The organism is Streptomyces sp. NRRL F-2664, assembly GCF_000719345.1.
In the GTDB taxonomy this organism is placed as follows: domain Bacteria; phylum Actinomycetota; class Actinomycetes; order Streptomycetales; family Streptomycetaceae; genus Streptomyces.
Genome location: NZ_JOFX01000016.1, coordinates 20,814 through 38,468, shown reverse-complemented (window position 1 = coordinate 38,468; position 17,655 = coordinate 20,814). Strand labels below are relative to the sequence as shown.

Sequence of the window (17,655 nt, the reverse complement as noted above, 5' to 3'; positions counted from 1 at the left end):
TGCGGCGAGGCGCCCGCCGCGGCAGGCTGATCACCCCCGGACCGGTGCGGCACGCGGGCGGCCCACGGCAGGGATGTGCACTGCGCCGTACTGGGGTCGGCTGCGGGCTCGCCCGCTGTCTCCGCACCGCTGCGTGCGCGATGCTCAGCGAGCGATGCTCAGGACCAGGCCTTGCGGACGACGAAGGAGGCCTGGCCGGCGAAGGCCCGGGTGCCGTCGGAGCCGTCGAGCCAGATGCCGCCGTCGCGGTGGCGAAGGACCGACCCCGGGTAGTTGTGCGATTCCAGGGTCACCGACCCGGCGACCGCCCCGGCGCGCGGACAGAAGGTGGCGTCCTTCCGGAACAGTTCGCTGCCGTCGTCGGTGCTCAGCCGCAGCCGCAGGTAGTGGTGCCGCAGGTAACGGCCGTCGGCTGCACGGAAGGTGACGCACCGTGTGTCGGCGAGCCCCGGGACCACCGTGAAGGTGACGCGCTGCCGTGCCTGCTTGCTGCTGGAGGCGGAGACCCGGTCCAGCGTCGCGAAGTCGCCGGAATACGTCAGGTAGAGGCCCGGTTGGTCCGCTGACTCCAGTGATTGTGCGCCCAGACCCACTGTGCCTGCTGCTGCGGCGGACGGACTCGCCGACGGCGGTCCGGCCGACGTGGGGGTGCCCGACGGGACCGGCGTGGGATGGCCGACCGTAGGAGCGGCGGTGACGCCGGGCGCCGGGGGCGCCGGTTCCGGCCAGGCCGCGTAGGTGGCGGCCCCGGCGATGAGCACCGCGCCGGCGGCGAGGCCTGCCAGGGGATGAGCGGTCACCGCGTGGAGGGTGCCGGTCATCGCGCCGTGCAGACTGCCACCCTTCGCCGCCGCGGCGGCGGCAACGGGGACCATGGCCGGCCCGGCAGCGCTCGCAGCCGAACCCGACAGCAGGCCCTTGGCGGTCAGAGTGGCGACGAGTCCGGCCGGGACGGCCAGGGGCGCGAGGCTGAGGAGCAGCAGCTCAGCGGGGACCCGGTTCGCCGTCGTCGCCGTGCAGGCCGGGCAGTCGCGGGTGTGCCGCGCGATGCGTTTCCGCCACACCGAGGTACGCAGACCGTCCCATCCGGCGACGGTCTCCCCCAGCTGCGGGCAGCGCGGGTCGGCCGCCAGCGCGGCGACGATCGTCCGGCTCAGCTCCAGCTGCTCGCGCATGCGCTGCAGGCGCACTCCGGCGTGGGCGACAGTGAGGCCCGTCGCGGCGGCGACGTCCTCACGGCTCAGCAGTCCGGCGCGCTCCTGCCACCACAGCGAGAGCAGCACCCGGTGGTCCGGGTCGAGCCACCGACCGGCTTCGGCGATCCGACGGCGCTCGTCCGACACACGCAGACGCAGGATCGCCGCGTCCTCGGGTTCGGGGCCGGCGTCCGGTATGTGGAGTGCCTCGTCGATGACCGCGGTCCGGCCGGTGAGCGCACGCTGCCGCTGCCAGTGGGTCTGTATCTGGCGGAGCGTGATCGACACCAGCCAGGAGCGGAAGCTGTCGGGGGCGCGCAGGGCAGGCAGATCGCGCACCACGCGCAGCAGCGTCTCCTGGACGATGTCGTCGACGTCGGCATGTCCGCTCAGGGCTCGTCGGACGATGTTGTAGATCAACGGCAGGTGGGCGCCGATCAGCTCTTCGCGCGCCCGGGCATCCCCGGCCTGCGCCGCGACAACCAGCCCCGCACAGTCCGCGTCCGTGAGCCCCATCCCCACAATCCTCGTCACGGCGTCAGACCCTAGCGTCCGCAAAGGTGTGCGACCAAAGCCCGCGCCCCCGGCGCATCGCTGAACAAACCGGCAGGTCAGCGCACGCGACCCCGCGGCTTCAGGTGAGTCGGGGGCAGTTCCGGGGCGGGGATCGGGGGGCCGTCGTAGCCCTTGACCTCGCCGTAGCGGGTGCCGTTCATCCAGTCCTCGCGGGCCTGCGCGATCTCGTCGTGGGACCGGCCGATCCAGTTCCAGAACATCACGATCTCCTCCTCGAACGGTTCGCCGCCCAGGAGCATCAGGCCCGCGTCCGAGACCGCGCGCAGGGGGAGTTCCGTGCGGCCGCAGCCGAGGTAGAGCATCGAGCCCGGGAGGAGCGGGACGCCGTCGACGTGGGCTTCGCCCGACATGGACAGGACGGCGTACTCGAAGTCCGGGTCCAGCGGGAGGCGGGTCTGCGCGCCCGCCGCCAGGGCCAGGTCGGCGCCCACGATCGGGGTGTACGCCGTGCCGGGCGAGGTCGCCGTGTCCAGGGTGCCGAGGATGACCGTCGCGGTCACGCCGGGAGCCGTCACCTGCGGCAGGTCAGCGTGGTGCTGGAAGTGCGGTTCCACGTTCCGGTGGGCGTCGGGCAGGGCCACCCACAGCTGGGCGCCGTGCAGGAGGCGCGCGTGCGGGCGCGGGCTCTCCTCGGAGTGGCTGATGCCGCGGCCGGAGGTCATCAGGCCCAGCTCGCGCGGGCGGATGGTCTCCAGGCTGCCGACGCTGTCGCGGTGCAGCACCTCGCCCTCGTGGAGCCAGCTCACCGTCTGGAGTCCGGAGTGCGGGTGGGGCGCGACCTGCATGCCCGGCTCGTCGGCGATGTCGTCCGGGCCGTAGTGGTCCACGAAGCACCAGGCGCCCACCATGCGGCGGCCCAGGTTCGGCAGGAGTCGGCGGACCTCGGTGGACTCCCCGAGCTTGACCGTGCGCGGGCTGAGGAGCTCGCGCACCGGCTCGGCCACGACGAAACCACGGCCGCCGCAGACGGAGAGAGCGGGCTGGCGATCGAGATTGCTCATGCGCACAACCTAGCCCCGCGGGAGCGCCTTGTTGAGCGGAATGTTCCGGTGGCCCCGCGTGTTGGAGGCGTCGGACGAACCACCTGAACGGCGGAAGGGACGCGATGAACGCGCCGGCGGAGTACTTCGAGCACGGGACGGCAGCCGAGCGCTGGGCGCGCGCCCAGCTCTTCTTCGACGCGCGGGAGTACGCGACGGCCGCCCGCATCCTGGAGTCGCTGGCGGGCCAGGCCCCCGAGCTGCTGGCTCCGCGGCTGCTGCTGGCCCGCGCCTACTACCACTCCGCGCAGCTGTCCCGTGCCGAGCGCGAGCTGCGCTCCGTGCTGGAGCGCTGGCCCGTGGAGGACTACGCGCAGCTCATGCTCGGCCGCACCCTGGAGCGGATGGGGCGCGGCGCCGAGGCCCGCCCCTACCTGCGGATGGCCGCGGCCATGGCCGGCGAGTTCCCCGAGCAGCCCTGACAGGGGACCCCCGGCCCGCCCGCGAGGGCCGTCACGCAGTAGCGCCCCGCCCGCGCGGACCCGCACCCGGTGGCCCCGGCGTCGGGCGGCGCCCCTGAAGCGGGCCCGCGCCGGGCGCCTGCGGCCCGTGCGTGCGGGGCCGGGGCGCCGCCTCGGTTAGCCTGGGGGCACGATGAACCGTCTGACCACGCCTTTCGGCTCCTACGAGCTCTCCCGCTTCCCGGAGGACCCGCGCGACCGGCTCCGCGCCTGGGACGCCGCCGACGAGTACCTGCTGCGCCACCTCGCCTCCGGTACGGGGGAACGCGGTCCGGTGGACCTGGCCGGCGCCGGGCAGATCACCGTCCTCGGTGACCGCTGGGGGGCGCTGACGACGGCACTGGCCGCGTTCCGCCCGACGCAGATCACCGACTCGTACCTGTCCCGGGCCAGTACCGCCGCCAACCTCGACCGGGCCGGGATCGGCACCGCCAAGTCCACGGTGCGGCTGCTGACCACGCAGGACCCGCCGCCCGAGCGGATCGACGTACTCCTGGTCCGGGTGCCCAAGAGCCTGGCCCTGCTGGAGGACCAGCTGTACCGGCTGGCCCCGCACGTGCACGCGGGCACCGTGATCGTGGGCACGGGAATGGTCAAGGAGATCCACACCTCCACGCTGAACCTCTTCGAGCGGATCCTCGGCCCGACCAGGACCTCGCTCGCCGAGAAGAAGGCCCGGCTGATCTTCTGCACGCCCGCCGCCGCCGGCGGGACCCGCGGCGACGACCCGTGGCCGGTGACGTACAAGCTGGACCAGGACGCGGGCTCGGGCGCCGGGCTGACCGCCGTCAACCACGCGGGCATCTTCTGCGCGGACCGGCTCGACATCGGCACCCGCTTCTTCCTGCAGAGCATCCCGACCAACACGAACGGCGCCCGGGTCGTGGACCTGGGCTGCGGCAACGGCATCGTCGGCACCGCCGTCGCCGTCGCCGACCCGCGGGCCGAGGTCGTGTTCACCGACGAGTCGTACCAGGCGATCGCCTCGGCCAAGGCCACGTTCCGTGCCAATGTGCACCGCGAGCGGGAGCGGGCCGACTTCCTCGTGGGCGACGGCGTCGCCATGCTCGACCCGGGCTCGGTCGACCTGATCCTGTGCAACCCGCCCTTCCACTCCCACCAGGCGACGTCGGACGCGACGGCGCTGCGCATGTTCGCCCAGTCGCGCAAGGCGCTGCGGCCGCGCGGCGAGCTGTGGGTCGTCGCCAACCGGCACATGGGCTATCACACGCACCTGCGCCGGCTCTTCGGCAACAGCGAAGTCGTGGCCAGCGAACCGAAGTTCGTGGTCCTGCGGGCGGTCAAGGAGGACCGTCCGCGGGGGCACCGCCCTGACTGACCCGCCCTATGTGACCTGCCGGTACGTCCTACACTCTGGCGCGTGAGCAGCCAGGTGCGGGACGCAGGCAGTGACGAGGCGGGCGGCGGCGGGCGCTACCGCCGGGAGGAAGTGGCCCGGGCGGCCGGCGTCAAGGTGCGCAACCTGCGCTACTACCAGGAGCGCGGGTTGCTCCCGCCGCCGCGCCGGGAGGGCCGGATCGCCTGGTACTCGGACGACCACCTGACCCGGCTGCGCCTGATCAGCGACCTGCTGGGGCGCGGTTACACGGTCAACGGCATCGGGGAGCTGCTGAGCGCCTGGGAGGACGGCGGCGGCCTGCCCCAACTGCTGGGCCTGGAACGGGAGATGACCCGGGACTGGGTGCAGGAGGAGCCGGTGACGCTGACCCGGGCCGCGCTGCGCGAGCTGTTCGGCCCCACTGCCACCGCCGAGGACACCCGGCGGGCGGCGGAGTTGGGATACGTCACGGTCGACGGGGACCTGGTCACCTACCCGAGCCGGCGGTTGCTGGAGGCGACACTGGCGCTGGTGCGGCAGGGGGTGCCGCTGGCGGAGATCCTGGACGCCGGGGAGTTCGTGCAGGCGCAGGCCGCCGCGCTGGCGGACCGGTTCGTCGGACTGTTCCGGAGGCACGTGATCGGCGCGGACGGGCTGGAGCTGCTTTCGGCCGGTCAGCTCCAGCACATCACGGCAGCCGTGCGGGCCCTGCGGCCGGTCGCCGGCGAGGTCGTGGCCACGGAGTTCTCGCGCGCGATGGCCCGGCGGGTGGACGCCGAGGTCGCCGAACTGCTGCGTACGGAGCAGTAGGAGTCGGCTCAAAGGGCGCACTCGCACAACCTTGCCAACCGCCATTGGCACTCTTACATTCAACTCGTCGGTAACAACGGTGCACAGCCGAGAACAAGGGACGATCCCATGACCGGTTCCCCCCACTTATCCGACGATCACAGCGAATCGGGCCGCGTCCGCTGGCGCCGGTTCGCCGTCCTGACCGTCCCCGCCGTCGCGGTGACCGCGGGCCTCGGCATCGCCCTCGCCCAGGGGGCGCTGGCCGCCTCGTTCGCCGTGTCGGGGCAGCAGTTCAAGGTGTCGGCGAGCAGCCTGGAGGGCGAGGGCTTCGCCCAGTACGGCGGCGTCGACGTCAACGCCCGCGACGAGCTCATCCCCGTGGCCGTCACCGCCATCCGGGAGGCCAGACTCAACAACCTCTGCCAGTCCGTGGTCACCACCCTCCCGGTGATCGGGGACATCTCGCTCAACCTCACCGCGGGCAAGAAGACCCCGGTGGAGGCGAGCAACCTCTTCGTCGACGCGACCCAGCTCGCCGGTGACGCCGTGTTCACCAACATCGAGATCGGACGCGACGCCTCCACCCTCGACAAGGGACCGGCCGACGCACAGGGCATGCAGGACCTGTTCGCCCAGCAGGCCGACACGGTCCGCATCACCGGTCTCCAACAGACGGCGTGGGCGACGAACGCCGGCACCTTCAAGCTCTCCGGCCTCGGCATGAACGTCAGCAAGGGCAAGAAGGAATGCTTCTGAGCCGCCGTCAGCGGTGGCGTCGGTGGCGGCGCAGCCGGCCCTTCTGGGGCGGGCTGTTCGCCATCCTGGCCGGGGCGTGGATCTGCGTCCTCCCCTTGGCGCCGCTGAAGATCATGCTCCAGCAGGGGGTGGCGGGGATCCCGTCCGTCCTGATGGGCATCGTGATGGTCGTACTGGGCCTCACCGCCTGGTTCTCGCCGCCCCAGCGTGCGCTCGCGGGTGTCCTCACCACCCTGATCGCCACTGCCGCGCTGGTCCTGTCGAATCTGGGCGGCTTCCTGGTCGGCACCCTGTTCGGCATTCTCGGCGGCGGCCTGATGTTCGCCTGGCAGCCGTACGCCGCCGGGCGCACCGGCGGCGGAACCGGAGCCGCAACGGCACCCGCCACGGGGGCGGAGCCCGACCCGGCGCCCGCTTCCACCCCGGCGCCGGTGCCCGCCTCCGCCCCGGCTCCGGTCGCGCCCCGGAGCGCACCACCTCCCCCCACCCCGCACTCCGATCCCCAAGGAGCTCAGCCATGAGCCGCACGCGCACCGCGCTCGCCCTCGGAACGGCCGCCGCCGGAGCCATGGCGCTCGCCTCGGTCACCGCCTCCGCCGCTCCCGCACCCGTGGCCGGTTCGACGACCGTCACCCCGGCCGGCCACGACTTCAAGGCCGTCCTCAGCGGGAAGGCCACTCTCAAGGCCGGTTCGGTGACGGTGACCTGCACGGTCTCCGTCTCCACCGGAACGGTGCCGGCCGCCCCCGGCAACAGCAACCCGGCCGGACCGGTGTCCTCGCCGATCTCGCCGCCGACGTACAGCTCCTGCACCTCCAGCATGCCGGGGGTGACCCCGACGGTCACCACCAGCGGCGCCTGGGCGGTGTCCATGCAGGACGGCGCACCGATCACCGCCACCATGTCCGTACCGATGGGCGGGCTGGTGGTGAAGACGACCGGACTGGCCTCCTGTACGGTCACGGCCGCACCCACGGCCCCGGCGAGCGTCGCCGGGACCTGGGCCAACGGCAGCCCGTCGAGCCTGACCTTCACCAACGCCTCCGTACCGGTCAAGGTCACCGGCGGGTTCGGCTGCCCGACGAGCGCGACCGCGTCCGTGTTCAACGCGGTCTACAAGGTCTCGGACGTCACCGACCCGGCGCAGAACATCACCGTCGGCCCCTGAGCCCGACCGGCCGGCCCGTCCTCCCACGCAGCGTACGTGCGCAGCCCGGCCCGTCCGCCCGGAGTCGTCCGGGCGGGCGGGCCCCGCCGCCTGACGGCTCCGCACCCGGAGGGCGGGTGGACGGTAAATTGCGTTGCCGGACCGGCTGGGCCGCGAGAGGCTCCCTGCCATGGCGCAGAGCACCGAACCACCGCAGCAGTCTGTCCCGCGCACGGCCCGCCGGGACGTCTCCGACCTCTTCTCCGGCGGCCGCCTCACCGCGATCCCGCGCCGGGCCGCCCGGCGGGAGCAGCTGCTCCTCCATCTCGCCGAGACCCTGTTCGAGGTGGCACGCACCTACACCGAGCCCCAGGTCAACGAGGCGCTGCGGACCGTGCACGACGACTGCCCGGCGCTGCGGCGCTACCTGATCACCTCGGGGCTGCTCGTGCGGACCCGGGACGGCAGCAGCTATCAGCGGTCCACGACCACTGCGCAGTAGGCCGCCGGCCGCCGTCGTCGAGCACGGGAGGGGCGACGCCCGGCGCCCGTACCTTCGATCAAGCGCCACCGCACGTGACGCCACGTGACGACCCGTCGCCCGCGCGTCCCCGCCCCGGCCCCGCCGGCCCGCCTCAGCCGCGGTAGGTCTCCAGCAGGCGCAGCCAGACCTCGCTGACGGTCGGGAAGGCCGGTACGGCGTGCCACAGGCGCGCGATCGGGACCTCTCCCGCGACGGCAACGGTGGCCGCGTGCACCAGCTCGGCGGCGCCCGGGCCCACGAAGGTCGCCCCCAGCAGGACCTCGCGGTCGAGGTCCACGATCATCCGGGCCCGCCCGCGGTAGCCGTCGGCGTAGAGCCCGGCGCCGGACACCCTCGACAGGTCGTAGTCGACAGCGCGGACCCGGTGGCCGGCCTGTTCCGCCTCCGCCAGGGTCAGACCCACGGCGGCTGCCTCCGGGTCGGTGAAGACGGCCTGCGGGAGGGCGCGGGTGTCGGCCGTCGCCGCATGGGCGCCCCACGGACCGGTGTCCAGCGGGGTGCCGGCGGCGCGGGCGGCGATGGCTGCGCCCGCGATACGGGCCTGGTACTTGCCCTGGTGGGTGAGCAGGGCACGGTGGTTGACGTCACCGACGGCGTACAGCCAGTCGAAGCCGGGCACCCGGCAGGTCTCGTCGACCCCGATCCAGCCGCCCGGCGCCAGGCCGACGCTGTCCAGCCCGATGTCCTCGGTCCGCGGCGCCCGGCCCGTGGCCATCAGCAGTTCGTCGCCCTCGACGACCTCGCCGCCCTCCAGCACCACGCGGACGGGTGAGGTGGGGCCGTCGCGGACGACCGACTCGACGGCCACCCCCGTACGGACCACCGCTCCGGCCTCGCGCAGGGCGTCGGCGACGAGCTCCCCCGCGAAGGGCTCCATCCGCGGCAGCAGCCCCGCGCCCCGGACCAGGACGGTCACCTGCGAACCCAGCGCCTGCCAGGCGGTGGCCATCTCGCACGCCACCACGGAACCGCCCACGACGACCAGCCGGCCCGGGGCCTGCCGCGCCGAGGTCGCCTCCCGGCTGGTCCAGGGGCGGGCGTCGGCGATGCCGGGCAGGTCGGGGATCACCGCGCGGGTCCCGGTGGCGACCACCACCGCGTGCCGGGCCGACAGCACCAGGTGCTCGCCCTCCGGGCCGGTGACGGCCACCTGGCGGACCCCGCACAGGCGGCCGTGCCCGCGGTGCACGTCGGCGCCGACGGAGTCGAGCCAGTCGATCTGGCCCTGGTCCTTCCAGTCGCCCACCCAGTAGTCGCGGTGCGCGTACACCGCGGCGGCGTCCAGCGGGCCCGCGACGGCGCCCGCCAGGCCCGGCACGCGGCGGGCGTCGGCCCGCGCCAGCACCGGCCGCAGCAGCGCCTTGCTGGGGATGCACGCCCAGTACGAGCACTCGCCGCCGACCAGTTCGCTCTCCACCAGCGCCGTGGTGAGCCCGGCGGCACGGGTCCGGTCGACGATGTTCTCGCCGGCCGGTCCCCCGCCGAGCACCACGACGTCGTACTCCACGGATTCAGTCATACGGGCCAGTCTCACCGGTGATCGACGGCCGCGTCACGCACTCAGGCCTCCGGCGTGCCGGACGCCGGACCGCCGGGACCCTGCGCACCCGGCTGGGAGGCGGCGATCTTGGCGCGCACCTCGTCCATGTCGAGGGCGCGGGCCTGCCCGATGAGGTCGCTCAGGGCCGCCTCGGGCAGGGCGCCGGGCTGGGCGAAGATGGCCACCTGGTCCCGGACGATCATCAGCGTCGGGATCGAGGTGATCTGGAAGGCGCCGGCCAGCTCCTGCTCGGCCTCGGTGTCCACCTTGGCGAAGACCAGGTCGGGGTGGGCCTCGGAGGCCCGTTCGTAGACCGGTGCGAACTGCAGGCACGGCCGGCACCAGCCCGCCCAGAAGTCGATCAGGACGAACGGGTTCTCGCTGACCGTCTGGTCGAAGTTTTCCTTGGTGAGCTCGACTGTAGCCACGGTGTACAGACCTCCTGATAGAGCCGTCTGCTCGGTGAACGAACGACCGGTCCCGTCCATTCCACCCGCCCGGGACGGCGTCGGCAGAGGTGATCGGCCGGACGGGGTGCCGGGCCGGAAGGGGCACCGGGTCAGAAGGGGTGCCCGGCGGGAGCGGTGCGGGCCGTGGTCCAGCGCAGTTCCGTAAAGGCGTCCAGGTTCGCCTCGCCGCCGAAGCGGGCCCCGGTGCCGGAGGCGCCGACACCGCCGAACGGTGCGACGGCCTCGTCGTTCACCGTCTGGTCGTTGACATGCGCGATGCCGGTCGGGATCCGCTCGGCCAGGTCGAGGCCGCGTCCGGCGTCGCGGGTCACGATCCCCAGGGACAGGCCGTACGGTCCGGCCGAGGCCAGTTCCACCGCTTCGTCCTCGGTCGCGAAGGACCGGACGGGCGCCACCGGGCCGAAGACCTCCTCCGTGTAGGCGGGGGTGTCGTCGGCCGCGCCCGCGAGCACGGTCGGCCGGTAGAAGAGGTCCCGGTGCGTGCCGCCGGCGACGAGCTTGGCCCCCGCCGCCGTGCTGGCCTCCACCAGGGCGTGGACGCGCTCCAGCTGGTCGCGGTCGATCAGCGGGCCGAGGTGCACCTGCTCGCGGTAGGGGTCCCCGACGGCCAGCTCCTCGGCGCGTGCGGCGAGCCGCTCGACGTACTCGTCGTAGAGCGAGGCGTGCACGAGGTGGCGGCCGGCCGTCATGCAGATCTGGCCCTGGTGGAAGAAGGAACCCCAGGAAGCCTGGGCGACGGCGGCCCCGATGTCCGCGTCGGACAGCACGACGAGGGCCGAGTTGCCGCCCAACTCCAGGTGGACGCGCTTGAGGTGGCGCCCCGCCAGCTCCGCGACGGTGCGGCCGACGGCGGTGGATCCGGTGAAGGACACCACCGGCACCCGCGGGTCGGCGACCACCGCCGCACCTGCGTCGGCGCCGCCGGGCAGGACGTGCAGGAGCCCGTCCGGCAGCCCCGCGGCGGCGAAGACCGCCGCCAGGGCGAGTCCGCCGCAGACGGCGGTGCGCCGGTCCGGCTTGAGGAGGACCGCGTTGCCGAGCGCCAGCGCCGGTGCGACCGAGCGGATCGCCAGGATGAGCGGGGCGTTGAAGGGGGCGACGACCCCGACCACGCCCGCCGGGACCCGGCGGGTGAAGGACAGCCGGGGCGCCTCGCTCGGCAGGACCTGCCCGGTCGGGCGCGACGCCAGCGCCGCGGCCTCGTAGCACTCCTGGGCGGCGACGTGCAGCTCGAACGCGGCCTTGCCGGGTATCGACCCGGACTCACGCACCAGCCACTGCCCCAGTTCGTCGGTGTGGGCGGTGAAGAGGTCGCCGGCGCGGCGCAGCACGGCCGCCCGTTCGACATGGGTGGTGCGGGACCACTCCCGCTGGGCCGCCCGGGCACGTACGGCGCACTCCGCGACGTCGGCGGGCGCGGCGAGGTCGAGGGTGGCGAGGGTGCGGCCGGTCGCGGGTTCGACGACGGGGGCCGCTCCGCCGGTGAGGGTGGGTCCGTCCTGCCAGAGCGTCGGGTCGAGGAGCGGCATGGCGCGGGGCCTCCGGTGGGGGTGGGCGGGCTGCCGTGCAGGGGGGGTGGGGCGGGGCAGCACGCGCCATCGTGCCAGACCGGAGGCGCCACTTCTGTTCAGTTATTGGGCAGTTGGGGCCGAGGGCTGACCGGAAACGATCGACACCCTCGGGGCTGAACCGTCAGCGCTCCAGGACGAGCGCGATGCCCTGCCCGACGCCGATGCACAGCGCGGCCATGCCCGTACCGGAGCCCGCGGCGGCCAGCTGGTGCGCGACCGAGCCGGCCAGGCGGGCGCCCGACGCGCCGAGCGGGTGGCCGATCGCGATGGCGCCGCCGCGCGGGTTGACCACGGCCGGGTCCAGCTCCGGCCAGGCCGCCAGGCAGCCCAGGGCCTGCGCCGCGAAGGCCTCGTTGAGTTCGAGGACGGAGAGGTCGCCGAGGCCCCGGCCGGCCTTGCCGAGGGCGCGCTCGACGGCGTCGACCGGACCGAGGCCGAAGAGCTGGGGCTCGATCCCGGTGACGGCGCAGGCGCTGATGCGGGCGAGCGGCTCCCGTCCCGTGGCGGCCAGGCCCGCCTCGTCGGTCAGCAGCAGGGCGGCCGCGCCGTCGTTGAGCGGGGAGGCGTTGCCCGCCGTGACCGTACCCCGGCCGTCCGTCCGGAAGGCGGGCTTCAGCTTGGCCAGCGCCTCGGGCGTGGAGCCCTCGCGGATGCACTCGTCCCGTGCCAGGTCCACGCCCGCGTAGGGCACGACCTCGCCGTCGTAGAGGCCGGCGGCCCAGGCGGCCGCGGCCTTGCGGTGGCTCTCCAGCGCGAAGGCGTCCTGTGCCTCGCGGGTGACGGCGTACTTGTCCGCGATCAGTTCGGCTCCTTCGCCGAGGGAGCCGGTCCACTCGGCGGGCATCCGGGGGTTCGTCATCCGCCAGCCCAGCGTGGTGGACCACATCTGCTGGTGGCCGGCGGGGAACGCCCGCTCGGGCTTCTGGACCACCCACGGGGCGCGGCTCATCGACTCGACGCCGCCCGCCACGGCCACGGAGGCGTCCCCGAGGGCGATGGCACGGGCGGCCTGGATCACGGCCTCCAGGCCGGATCCGCAGAGCCGGTTGACGGTGACGCCGGGAACGGTCACGGGCAGGCCCGCCAGCAGTACCGCCATGCGGGCGACGTCGCGGTTGTCCTCGCCCGCGCCGTTGGCGTCGCCGAAGACGACGTCGTCGATGCGGGCCGGATCGAGATCGGGCGTACGGTCCACCAGGGCACGCACCACGTGCGCGGCCAGGTCGTCGGGCCGGACCCCGGCGAGGGCCCCGCCGAACTTGCCGATGGGAGTGCGGACGGCGTCGACGACGTAGACGTCGCGGACGGTGCGGATGCTCATGGGGTCTCTCCTGGGCGGATCCGTACGGGCGCGGGCGCACCGATGCCGGTCCGGCACCGGGGCACGCCACCGGGCACGCCCGGTGGGGCGCGCCCGCAGTGTCCGTCCGCAGCTCACCGCCTGTCAACGGCCCCCTCGCGGCACGGCCGCCCACAGTGCCGACCCGGGACCGTCCCGATCACCAGCGGGATCCGCCCTCTCGGGGGTGCGGGGCCGCGTGCGGCCGCCGGGCGGGGGCCGGCCGCCTGCGGGACACCGGGGATCGGGCTGTCCTGGCTGCGTGCGACCATCAAGCCTGCCTGCACGCAGCGGCGGCCCGTCGCCGCCCGCCGTCGGCTGCGTCCCACCCTCTGAGCAAGGAGCTCCACGCGCATGTCCATACCGCCCGGCCCCCCGTCGTCCCCCGAGCCGTACCCGCAGCCGGGACCGTACGGACAGCCGGGGCAGCCCGCGCCGTTCGGCGGCCCGCAGGGCTGGTACCCGCCGCCGGCCCCCCAGAAGAACAACGCGCTGGCCATCGTCGCGTTCGTCATGTCCCTCGTGTGCGCGATCCCGCTGGTGCCGCTGATCCTCGGCATCGTGGCCCTCTCCCAGATCCGCCGGCGCGGCGAGAAGGGCAAGGGCTTCGCCGTCGCGGCGATCGTCATCCACGGCGTGACCATCGCCTTCTACGGGATCCTGCTGGTCCTCGGGCTCTCCGGAGCACTCGACGACGGGCCGACGCCGAAGCGCGACACCAGCGGGCAGGTCACCGGCTCGGGCTCCAGCAGGACGAGCGACATCCGTACCGGGGACTGCTTCAACACGGGCGGCGACCTGGCGGAGTACCAGGACGAGGACGGCGGCGAAGCGTCGTTCTCGGTGCGCGTGGTGCCCTGCGACCAGCCGCACGAGGGCGAGGCGTACGCCGTCTTCAACCTGGACAACGGCACGTACCCGGGGACGGAGAAGGTCACCGCGCTCGCCGAGGAGAAGTGCGCCGGCAAGCTGCTGACCGACTACGTCGGCGAGGACCCGGGCCTCGCGGACAAGCTGGAGGTCTACTACTACTTCCCGCAGGCCTCGACGTGGGCCCTCGGCGACCGCGAGGTCACCTGCTTCCTGGGTGACGCCAGCGGTGCGAGCACCGGATCGGTCCGGGCCGGCGGCAGCTGAGCAGCGGGCGCGCCGCCCAGGCCCGCGACGGACGCCGTCCGCGCCGCGGCTGCGGGCGACGGCCCGCACCCGCCGGCGGGCCTTCCACACGCTTCCTGCCGGCGCGAGGAGGTCCCCTCCTCGCACTGACATCCTGGGCCGCTCCCCGCTACGGTCTTCCTACCGATCGGTAACGGGGAGGGTTCGCGATGTCGGAGTCAACCGGTGCTGCCGCGGCAGCGGTCACGCCGCAGTCCGCGGCCGGGTCCACGACGCCGTGCGGCGGTCTGGTCGAGATGGCCGCCGCGCTGGCGGAAGGGCGTGTCTCCGCGCGGGAGTTGACGGAGCAGGCGCTCCTGCGGATCGCCGCGGCGCAGCCCGGGCTGAACGCCTTCCGGACGGTGCGCGCGGAGGCGGCGCTGGCCGAGGCCGACGCGGCCGACCTCAGGCTCGCAGCGGGCGAGCGGCTGCCGCTGCTGGGCGTGCCGCTCGCGGTGAAGGACGACATGGACGTGGCCGGCGAGGCGACGGCGTTCGGCTGCGGCGGGGCCTTCGCCCCCAAGACCGTCGACAGCGAGGCGGTGCGCAGGCTGCGGGCGGCCGGCGCGGTCATCGTCGGCAAGACGCAGACGCCGGAGCTGGGGCAGTGGCCCTTCACCGAGGGCGGGGCCTTCGGCGAGACCCGCAATCCGTGGCACCGGTCCTACACCCCGGGCGGTTCCTCCGGCGGCTCGGCGGCCGCCGTGGCGGCGGGCCTGGTCCCGGCGGCGCTCGGCTCGGACGGGGCCGGGTCGGTACGGATCCCCGCCGCATGGACCCATCTCGTCGGTGTGAAGCCGCAACGCGGGCGGATCTCCACCTGGCCGGAGCGGGAGTCCTTCAACGGGCTCACGGTCAACGGGGTCCTGGCCCGTACGGTCGCGGACGCGGCGCTCCTGCTGGACGCCGCCAGCGGACCGCATCCCGCCGACCTGCACCGCCCCGCGCCCATCCGCGCCGTGGAGGCGGCCCGGCGCACCCCGCGCCGGCTGCGGATCGCGCTGTCCTTCGCGATGGCCTTCACGGCGACGCCCAAGTCCCTCGACCCGGAGGTGCGTTCCGCGGTGGAGCGGTTGGCGGCGCGGCTGGAGTCGCTGGGGCACGAGGTGATCCCGGAGGACCCCCGCTACGGCCCGATCGGCCTGACGTTCGTACCCCGCGCGACCAGCGGCGTACGGGACTGGGCGGCCCGCATGCCGGACCCGGCGCTGCTGGACCCGCGGACGCACGAGGCCGTACGCACGGGCCGACTGCTGGGTGGTCTGCCGTTGCGCGTGTCCCGGCGGGCGGAAGCCGTGCTGCACCGGCGGGTCGGTGAGATCTTCGGCCGTTTCGACGTGGTCCTCACCCCGACGACGGCCACTGCGCCGCTGCGGATCGGGGCGCTCGCCGGTCTGGGGGCCATGGCGACGGACCGGGCGATGATCGCCGCCTGTCCGTACGCGTGGACGTGGAACGTCCTGGGCTGGCCCGGGGTGAACGTCCCGGCCGGGCTGACGGAGGACGGGCTGCCGGTGGGCGCGCAGTTGCTCGGCCCGGCGGACTCGGAGCCGCTGCTGCTGAGCCTGGCCGCGCAGCTGGAGGCGGTGGAGGGCTGGGCGGCCCGACGACCCGGCTGAGGGCAGCCCCCCGGCGCCGGGCGGAAGCCGCGCGGGGGGCCGCGCGGGGGGCCGCGCGGGGCCGGAATGCCGGCGGCGGGGCCCCGTGACACGCTGGAGGGGGATCCCGCCGGTCCGGCCCGCCCCGTCGGCCGGCACTGCCACCCGAGGAGACCGACATGGCCGAAGACGCCGGCAGGCCCCGGGCGGCCCGCACGCACCGGGGCTCGTGGCACGCGGCCACGTCGGGCAGAACCGTCCTGGCGGCCGTCCTGATGGTCTTCGGCGGAGCGATGGCGTTCTTCGAGGGGATCGCCGCCGTCGCCGACGACGACCTGTTCGTCGTGACGCGCCACTACGTGTTCGAGTTCAGCCTGACCGGCTGGGGCTGGATCCACCTGGTCCTGGGGGTCGCCCTGGTCGCGGCCGGCTGCGCCGTCCTCGCCGCCGGTGCCGCGTGGGCGCGCTACCTCGGCATCATCGTCGCCGGACTCGGCGCGGTCGCCAACTTCCTCTGGCTGCCGTACTACCCGCTGTGGGCGCTGGTGCTCATCGCCGTCAACGTCCTCGTCGTCTGGGCCCTGTGCACGGGAGCGCACCACGAGGCGGAGGGGCGCACGCCGTAGGTTCCCGTGGCGGAGCAGGCGGTTGGGGAGGCAGTACCCTCGCCCGGATGACGGCACTTTCACACAGCAGCGGGCGCGCCGACCAGCCGGGCCGCGCCGGCGCCTCGGCCACCACCGAAGCCGATCCGCACGCCATCGGGCCGGTGCGGACGGAGTACGCGCCCGATCCCGACGGCGACCCGGACCCGGGCGAGATCGTCTGGACCTGGGTCCCGTTCGAGGAGAACGACGGCCGCGGCAAGGACCGGCCGGTGCTCGTCGTGGCCCGCGAACCGGGCCGCCGGACGCTGCTCGCCGTACAGCTGTCCAGCAAGCGGCACGACCACGACCACGAGTGGGTGCCGATCGGGACGGGACCCTGGGACGGTGCGGGCCGGGAGTCGTGGGTCGACGTGGACCGGGTGCTGCGTCTCCACGAGTCGGGGATGCGGCGGGAGGCCTGCGCGCTGGACCGCGGCCGCTTCGCCCTGGTGGCGACCCGCCTGCGCGAACGCTACGGCTGGCACGGGTGACCTGAGCCGCGGGGTGGTGCACGCGCCCTGGCGGGCGGTGCCCGGCGGCATCAGGGAAGGAGGAGGCGCTCGAAGGTCTCCCGGGTGGTCGGATCGCGGTCCAGGATCGCGAAGGTCACCTGTTCGAAGGTGCCCGCGAAGCGTCCCGCCAGCAGGGCGCGGAAGGCCTCGGCCACCGCCGCCGGGTCGTTGCGGAAGACCCCGCAGCCCCAGGCCCCGAGCACCAGCCGCCGGTAGCCGTGCGAGGCCGCCACCTCCAGGACGAGCTGTGCGCGCCGGGCCAGCGCCCCCGGAATCTCGGCGGCCCGTTCGGGCTCCTGCCGCAGGATCGTGCCGGCGTTCGGCGCGGGCGAGGTCAGGAAGCCGGCCAGGAACGGCGAGTCCATCAGCTCGCCCCGGTCGTCGCGGAACACCGGGACGCCGGGCGAGTGAATCACCCGGTCGGTGTAGAAGGTGCTGGCTTCCGCCCGGTGGACCTCGTAGTACTCCGGCGCCTCCAGCAGCGTTTCGTACAGGGCGGAGGCCCGGCAGAGGGCCTCCTCCTGGGCCTTCGCCCCGCGGACGTAGCCGCCCCCGGGATTGCGGGCCGACGCGAAGTTGAGGACCGCCACCGGCACCCCGGCGGCGCCCGCCGCACCCGTCGCAGCCTCCGCGGTGAGCCTGCGGGCCGCGACCGTGCTGCTCTCCCCCGTGACCTCGACGGCGGTCGCGTACCCCCCACCGACGGGCCCTTCGCCTGGAATGACACGCTTTGGTCCGTATATTCTGGTTCCCGCCTTGGCGTCCGCCAGGGCGGCGGCGAGCGGGACCTGCCGCCCCGACCGCGTCCGGTACCCGCCGGCCGCCAGGATGTCCGCGTTCTCCCGCGCGATCTCGCGCAATCTGCTGCTCACGCCGCCATCCTGGGCGCTCCTTTTCCCCGGCGGCAAAGGATTTTGTCCCTGAGGGAGGGGTAGGCACGGGTGATGCCACGGCCCGACGACAGGAGAAGAG

Annotated in this window: 18 protein-coding genes; 11 read left to right on the top strand and 7 right to left on the bottom strand. The window is 74.2% G+C overall.

Translation table 11 applies throughout. The features are described 5' to 3' along the window. Positions 1 to 158 precede the first annotated feature (158 nt). Both IF89_RS0116355 and IF89_RS0116350 read right to left on the bottom strand, forming a co-directional pair. Positions 159 to 1,712, bottom strand: coding sequence for a sigma-70 family RNA polymerase sigma factor (locus tag IF89_RS0116355; RefSeq protein ID WP_030767681.1), 1,554 nt, complete (start codon positions 1,710 to 1,712; stop codon positions 159 to 161). A 95-nt stretch (positions 1,713 to 1,807) separates the two neighbouring features. Further along, entirely contained in the window at positions 1,808 to 2,773 is a 966-nt protein-coding gene (locus IF89_RS0116350) for a pirin family protein (RefSeq protein ID WP_030767677.1), read from the bottom strand. Between the two features lie 104 nt (positions 2,774 to 2,877). Between IF89_RS0116350 and IF89_RS0116345 the strand changes: the two genes are divergently transcribed. The 7 genes from IF89_RS0116345 (at position 2,878) to IF89_RS0116315 (ending at position 7,809) form a co-directional block, all read left to right on the top strand. Next, positions 2,878 to 3,234, top strand: coding sequence for a tetratricopeptide repeat protein (locus IF89_RS0116345; RefSeq protein ID WP_030767674.1), 357 nt, complete (start codon positions 2,878 to 2,880; stop codon positions 3,232 to 3,234). Positions 3,235 to 3,406: 172 nt separating this feature from the next. Then, a complete protein-coding gene (locus IF89_RS0116340; RefSeq protein WP_030767671.1) occupies positions 3,407 to 4,612 on the top strand; it encodes a methyltransferase in 1,206 nt (401 codons plus the stop codon). A 42-nt stretch (positions 4,613 to 4,654) separates the two neighbouring features. Further along, positions 4,655 to 5,422 carry a MerR family transcriptional regulator gene (locus IF89_RS0116335; RefSeq protein WP_234327775.1) on the top strand — a complete coding sequence of 256 codons (768 nt, stop codon included), beginning with the start codon at positions 4,655 to 4,657 and terminating at the stop codon, positions 5,420 to 5,422. 108 nt (positions 5,423 to 5,530) lie between these two features. Beyond that, positions 5,531 to 6,160: a DUF6230 family protein gene (locus IF89_RS0116330; RefSeq protein WP_051807114.1), complete on the top strand. Its 630-nt coding sequence runs from the start codon at positions 5,531 to 5,533 to the stop codon at positions 6,158 to 6,160. Beyond that, positions 6,151 to 6,681 carry a DUF6114 domain-containing protein gene (locus tag IF89_RS49055; protein ID WP_267882103.1) on the top strand — a complete coding sequence of 177 codons (531 nt, stop codon included), beginning with the start codon at positions 6,151 to 6,153 and terminating at the stop codon, positions 6,679 to 6,681. Before IF89_RS0116330 ends, IF89_RS49055 begins: the two co-directional genes overlap by 10 nt. Then, positions 6,678 to 7,328, top strand: coding sequence for a hypothetical protein (locus IF89_RS0116320; RefSeq protein WP_030767660.1), 651 nt, complete (start codon positions 6,678 to 6,680; stop codon positions 7,326 to 7,328). Before IF89_RS49055 ends, IF89_RS0116320 begins: the two co-directional genes overlap by 4 nt. 169 nt (positions 7,329 to 7,497) lie before the next feature. Continuing rightward, entirely contained in the window at positions 7,498 to 7,809 is a 312-nt protein-coding gene (locus tag IF89_RS0116315; protein ID WP_030767657.1) for a DUF2087 domain-containing protein, read from the top strand. A gap of 133 nt (positions 7,810 to 7,942) precedes the next feature. Here IF89_RS0116315 and IF89_RS0116310 read toward each other — a convergent pair whose 3' ends face one another. The 4 genes from IF89_RS0116310 to IF89_RS0116295 form a co-directional block, all read right to left on the bottom strand. Then, positions 7,943 to 9,370 (bottom strand): dihydrolipoyl dehydrogenase family protein, encoded by a 1,428-nt coding sequence (locus tag IF89_RS0116310; protein ID WP_030767654.1) that lies wholly within the window; start codon positions 9,368 to 9,370, stop codon positions 7,943 to 7,945. A 41-nt stretch (positions 9,371 to 9,411) separates the two neighbouring features. Further along, the gene (locus IF89_RS0116305) at positions 9,412 to 9,819 is read right to left on the bottom strand and encodes a thioredoxin family protein (RefSeq protein ID WP_030767651.1); all 408 of its coding nucleotides are present in this window, start codon (positions 9,817 to 9,819) and stop codon (positions 9,412 to 9,414) included. A 131-nt stretch (positions 9,820 to 9,950) separates the two neighbouring features. Beyond that, entirely contained in the window at positions 9,951 to 11,390 is a 1,440-nt protein-coding gene (locus IF89_RS0116300; RefSeq protein ID WP_030767648.1) for an aldehyde dehydrogenase family protein, read from the bottom strand. Between the two features lie 163 nt (positions 11,391 to 11,553). Further along, positions 11,554 to 12,753: a thiolase family protein gene (locus IF89_RS0116295; protein WP_030767645.1), complete on the bottom strand. Its 1,200-nt coding sequence runs from the start codon at positions 12,751 to 12,753 to the stop codon at positions 11,554 to 11,556. Between the two features lie 372 nt (positions 12,754 to 13,125). Here IF89_RS0116295 and IF89_RS0116290 point away from each other — a divergent pair, with 372 nt between their 5' ends. The 4 genes from IF89_RS0116290 (at position 13,126) to IF89_RS0116275 (ending at position 16,662) form a co-directional block, all read left to right on the top strand. Beyond that, positions 13,126 to 13,908, top strand: a complete 783-nt coding sequence (locus IF89_RS0116290; RefSeq protein ID WP_030767642.1) for a DUF4190 domain-containing protein — start codon at positions 13,126 to 13,128, stop codon at positions 13,906 to 13,908. Between the two features lie 188 nt (positions 13,909 to 14,096). Beyond that, positions 14,097 to 15,545: an amidase gene (locus IF89_RS0116285; protein WP_078628330.1), complete on the top strand. Its 1,449-nt coding sequence runs from the start codon at positions 14,097 to 14,099 to the stop codon at positions 15,543 to 15,545. A 158-nt stretch (positions 15,546 to 15,703) separates the two neighbouring features. Beyond that, positions 15,704 to 16,150: a DUF7144 family membrane protein gene (locus IF89_RS0116280; RefSeq protein WP_030767637.1), complete on the top strand. Its 447-nt coding sequence runs from the start codon at positions 15,704 to 15,706 to the stop codon at positions 16,148 to 16,150. A 47-nt stretch (positions 16,151 to 16,197) separates the two neighbouring features. Then, a complete protein-coding gene (locus IF89_RS0116275; protein ID WP_030767628.1) occupies positions 16,198 to 16,662 on the top strand; it encodes a type II toxin-antitoxin system PemK/MazF family toxin in 465 nt (154 codons plus the stop codon). A 50-nt stretch (positions 16,663 to 16,712) separates the two neighbouring features. Here IF89_RS0116275 and IF89_RS0116270 read toward each other — a convergent pair whose 3' ends face one another. Continuing rightward, positions 16,713 to 17,555, bottom strand: coding sequence for a TIGR02452 family protein (locus IF89_RS0116270; RefSeq protein WP_030767624.1), 843 nt, complete (start codon positions 17,553 to 17,555; stop codon positions 16,713 to 16,715). Positions 17,556 to 17,655: the final 100 nt, after the last annotated feature.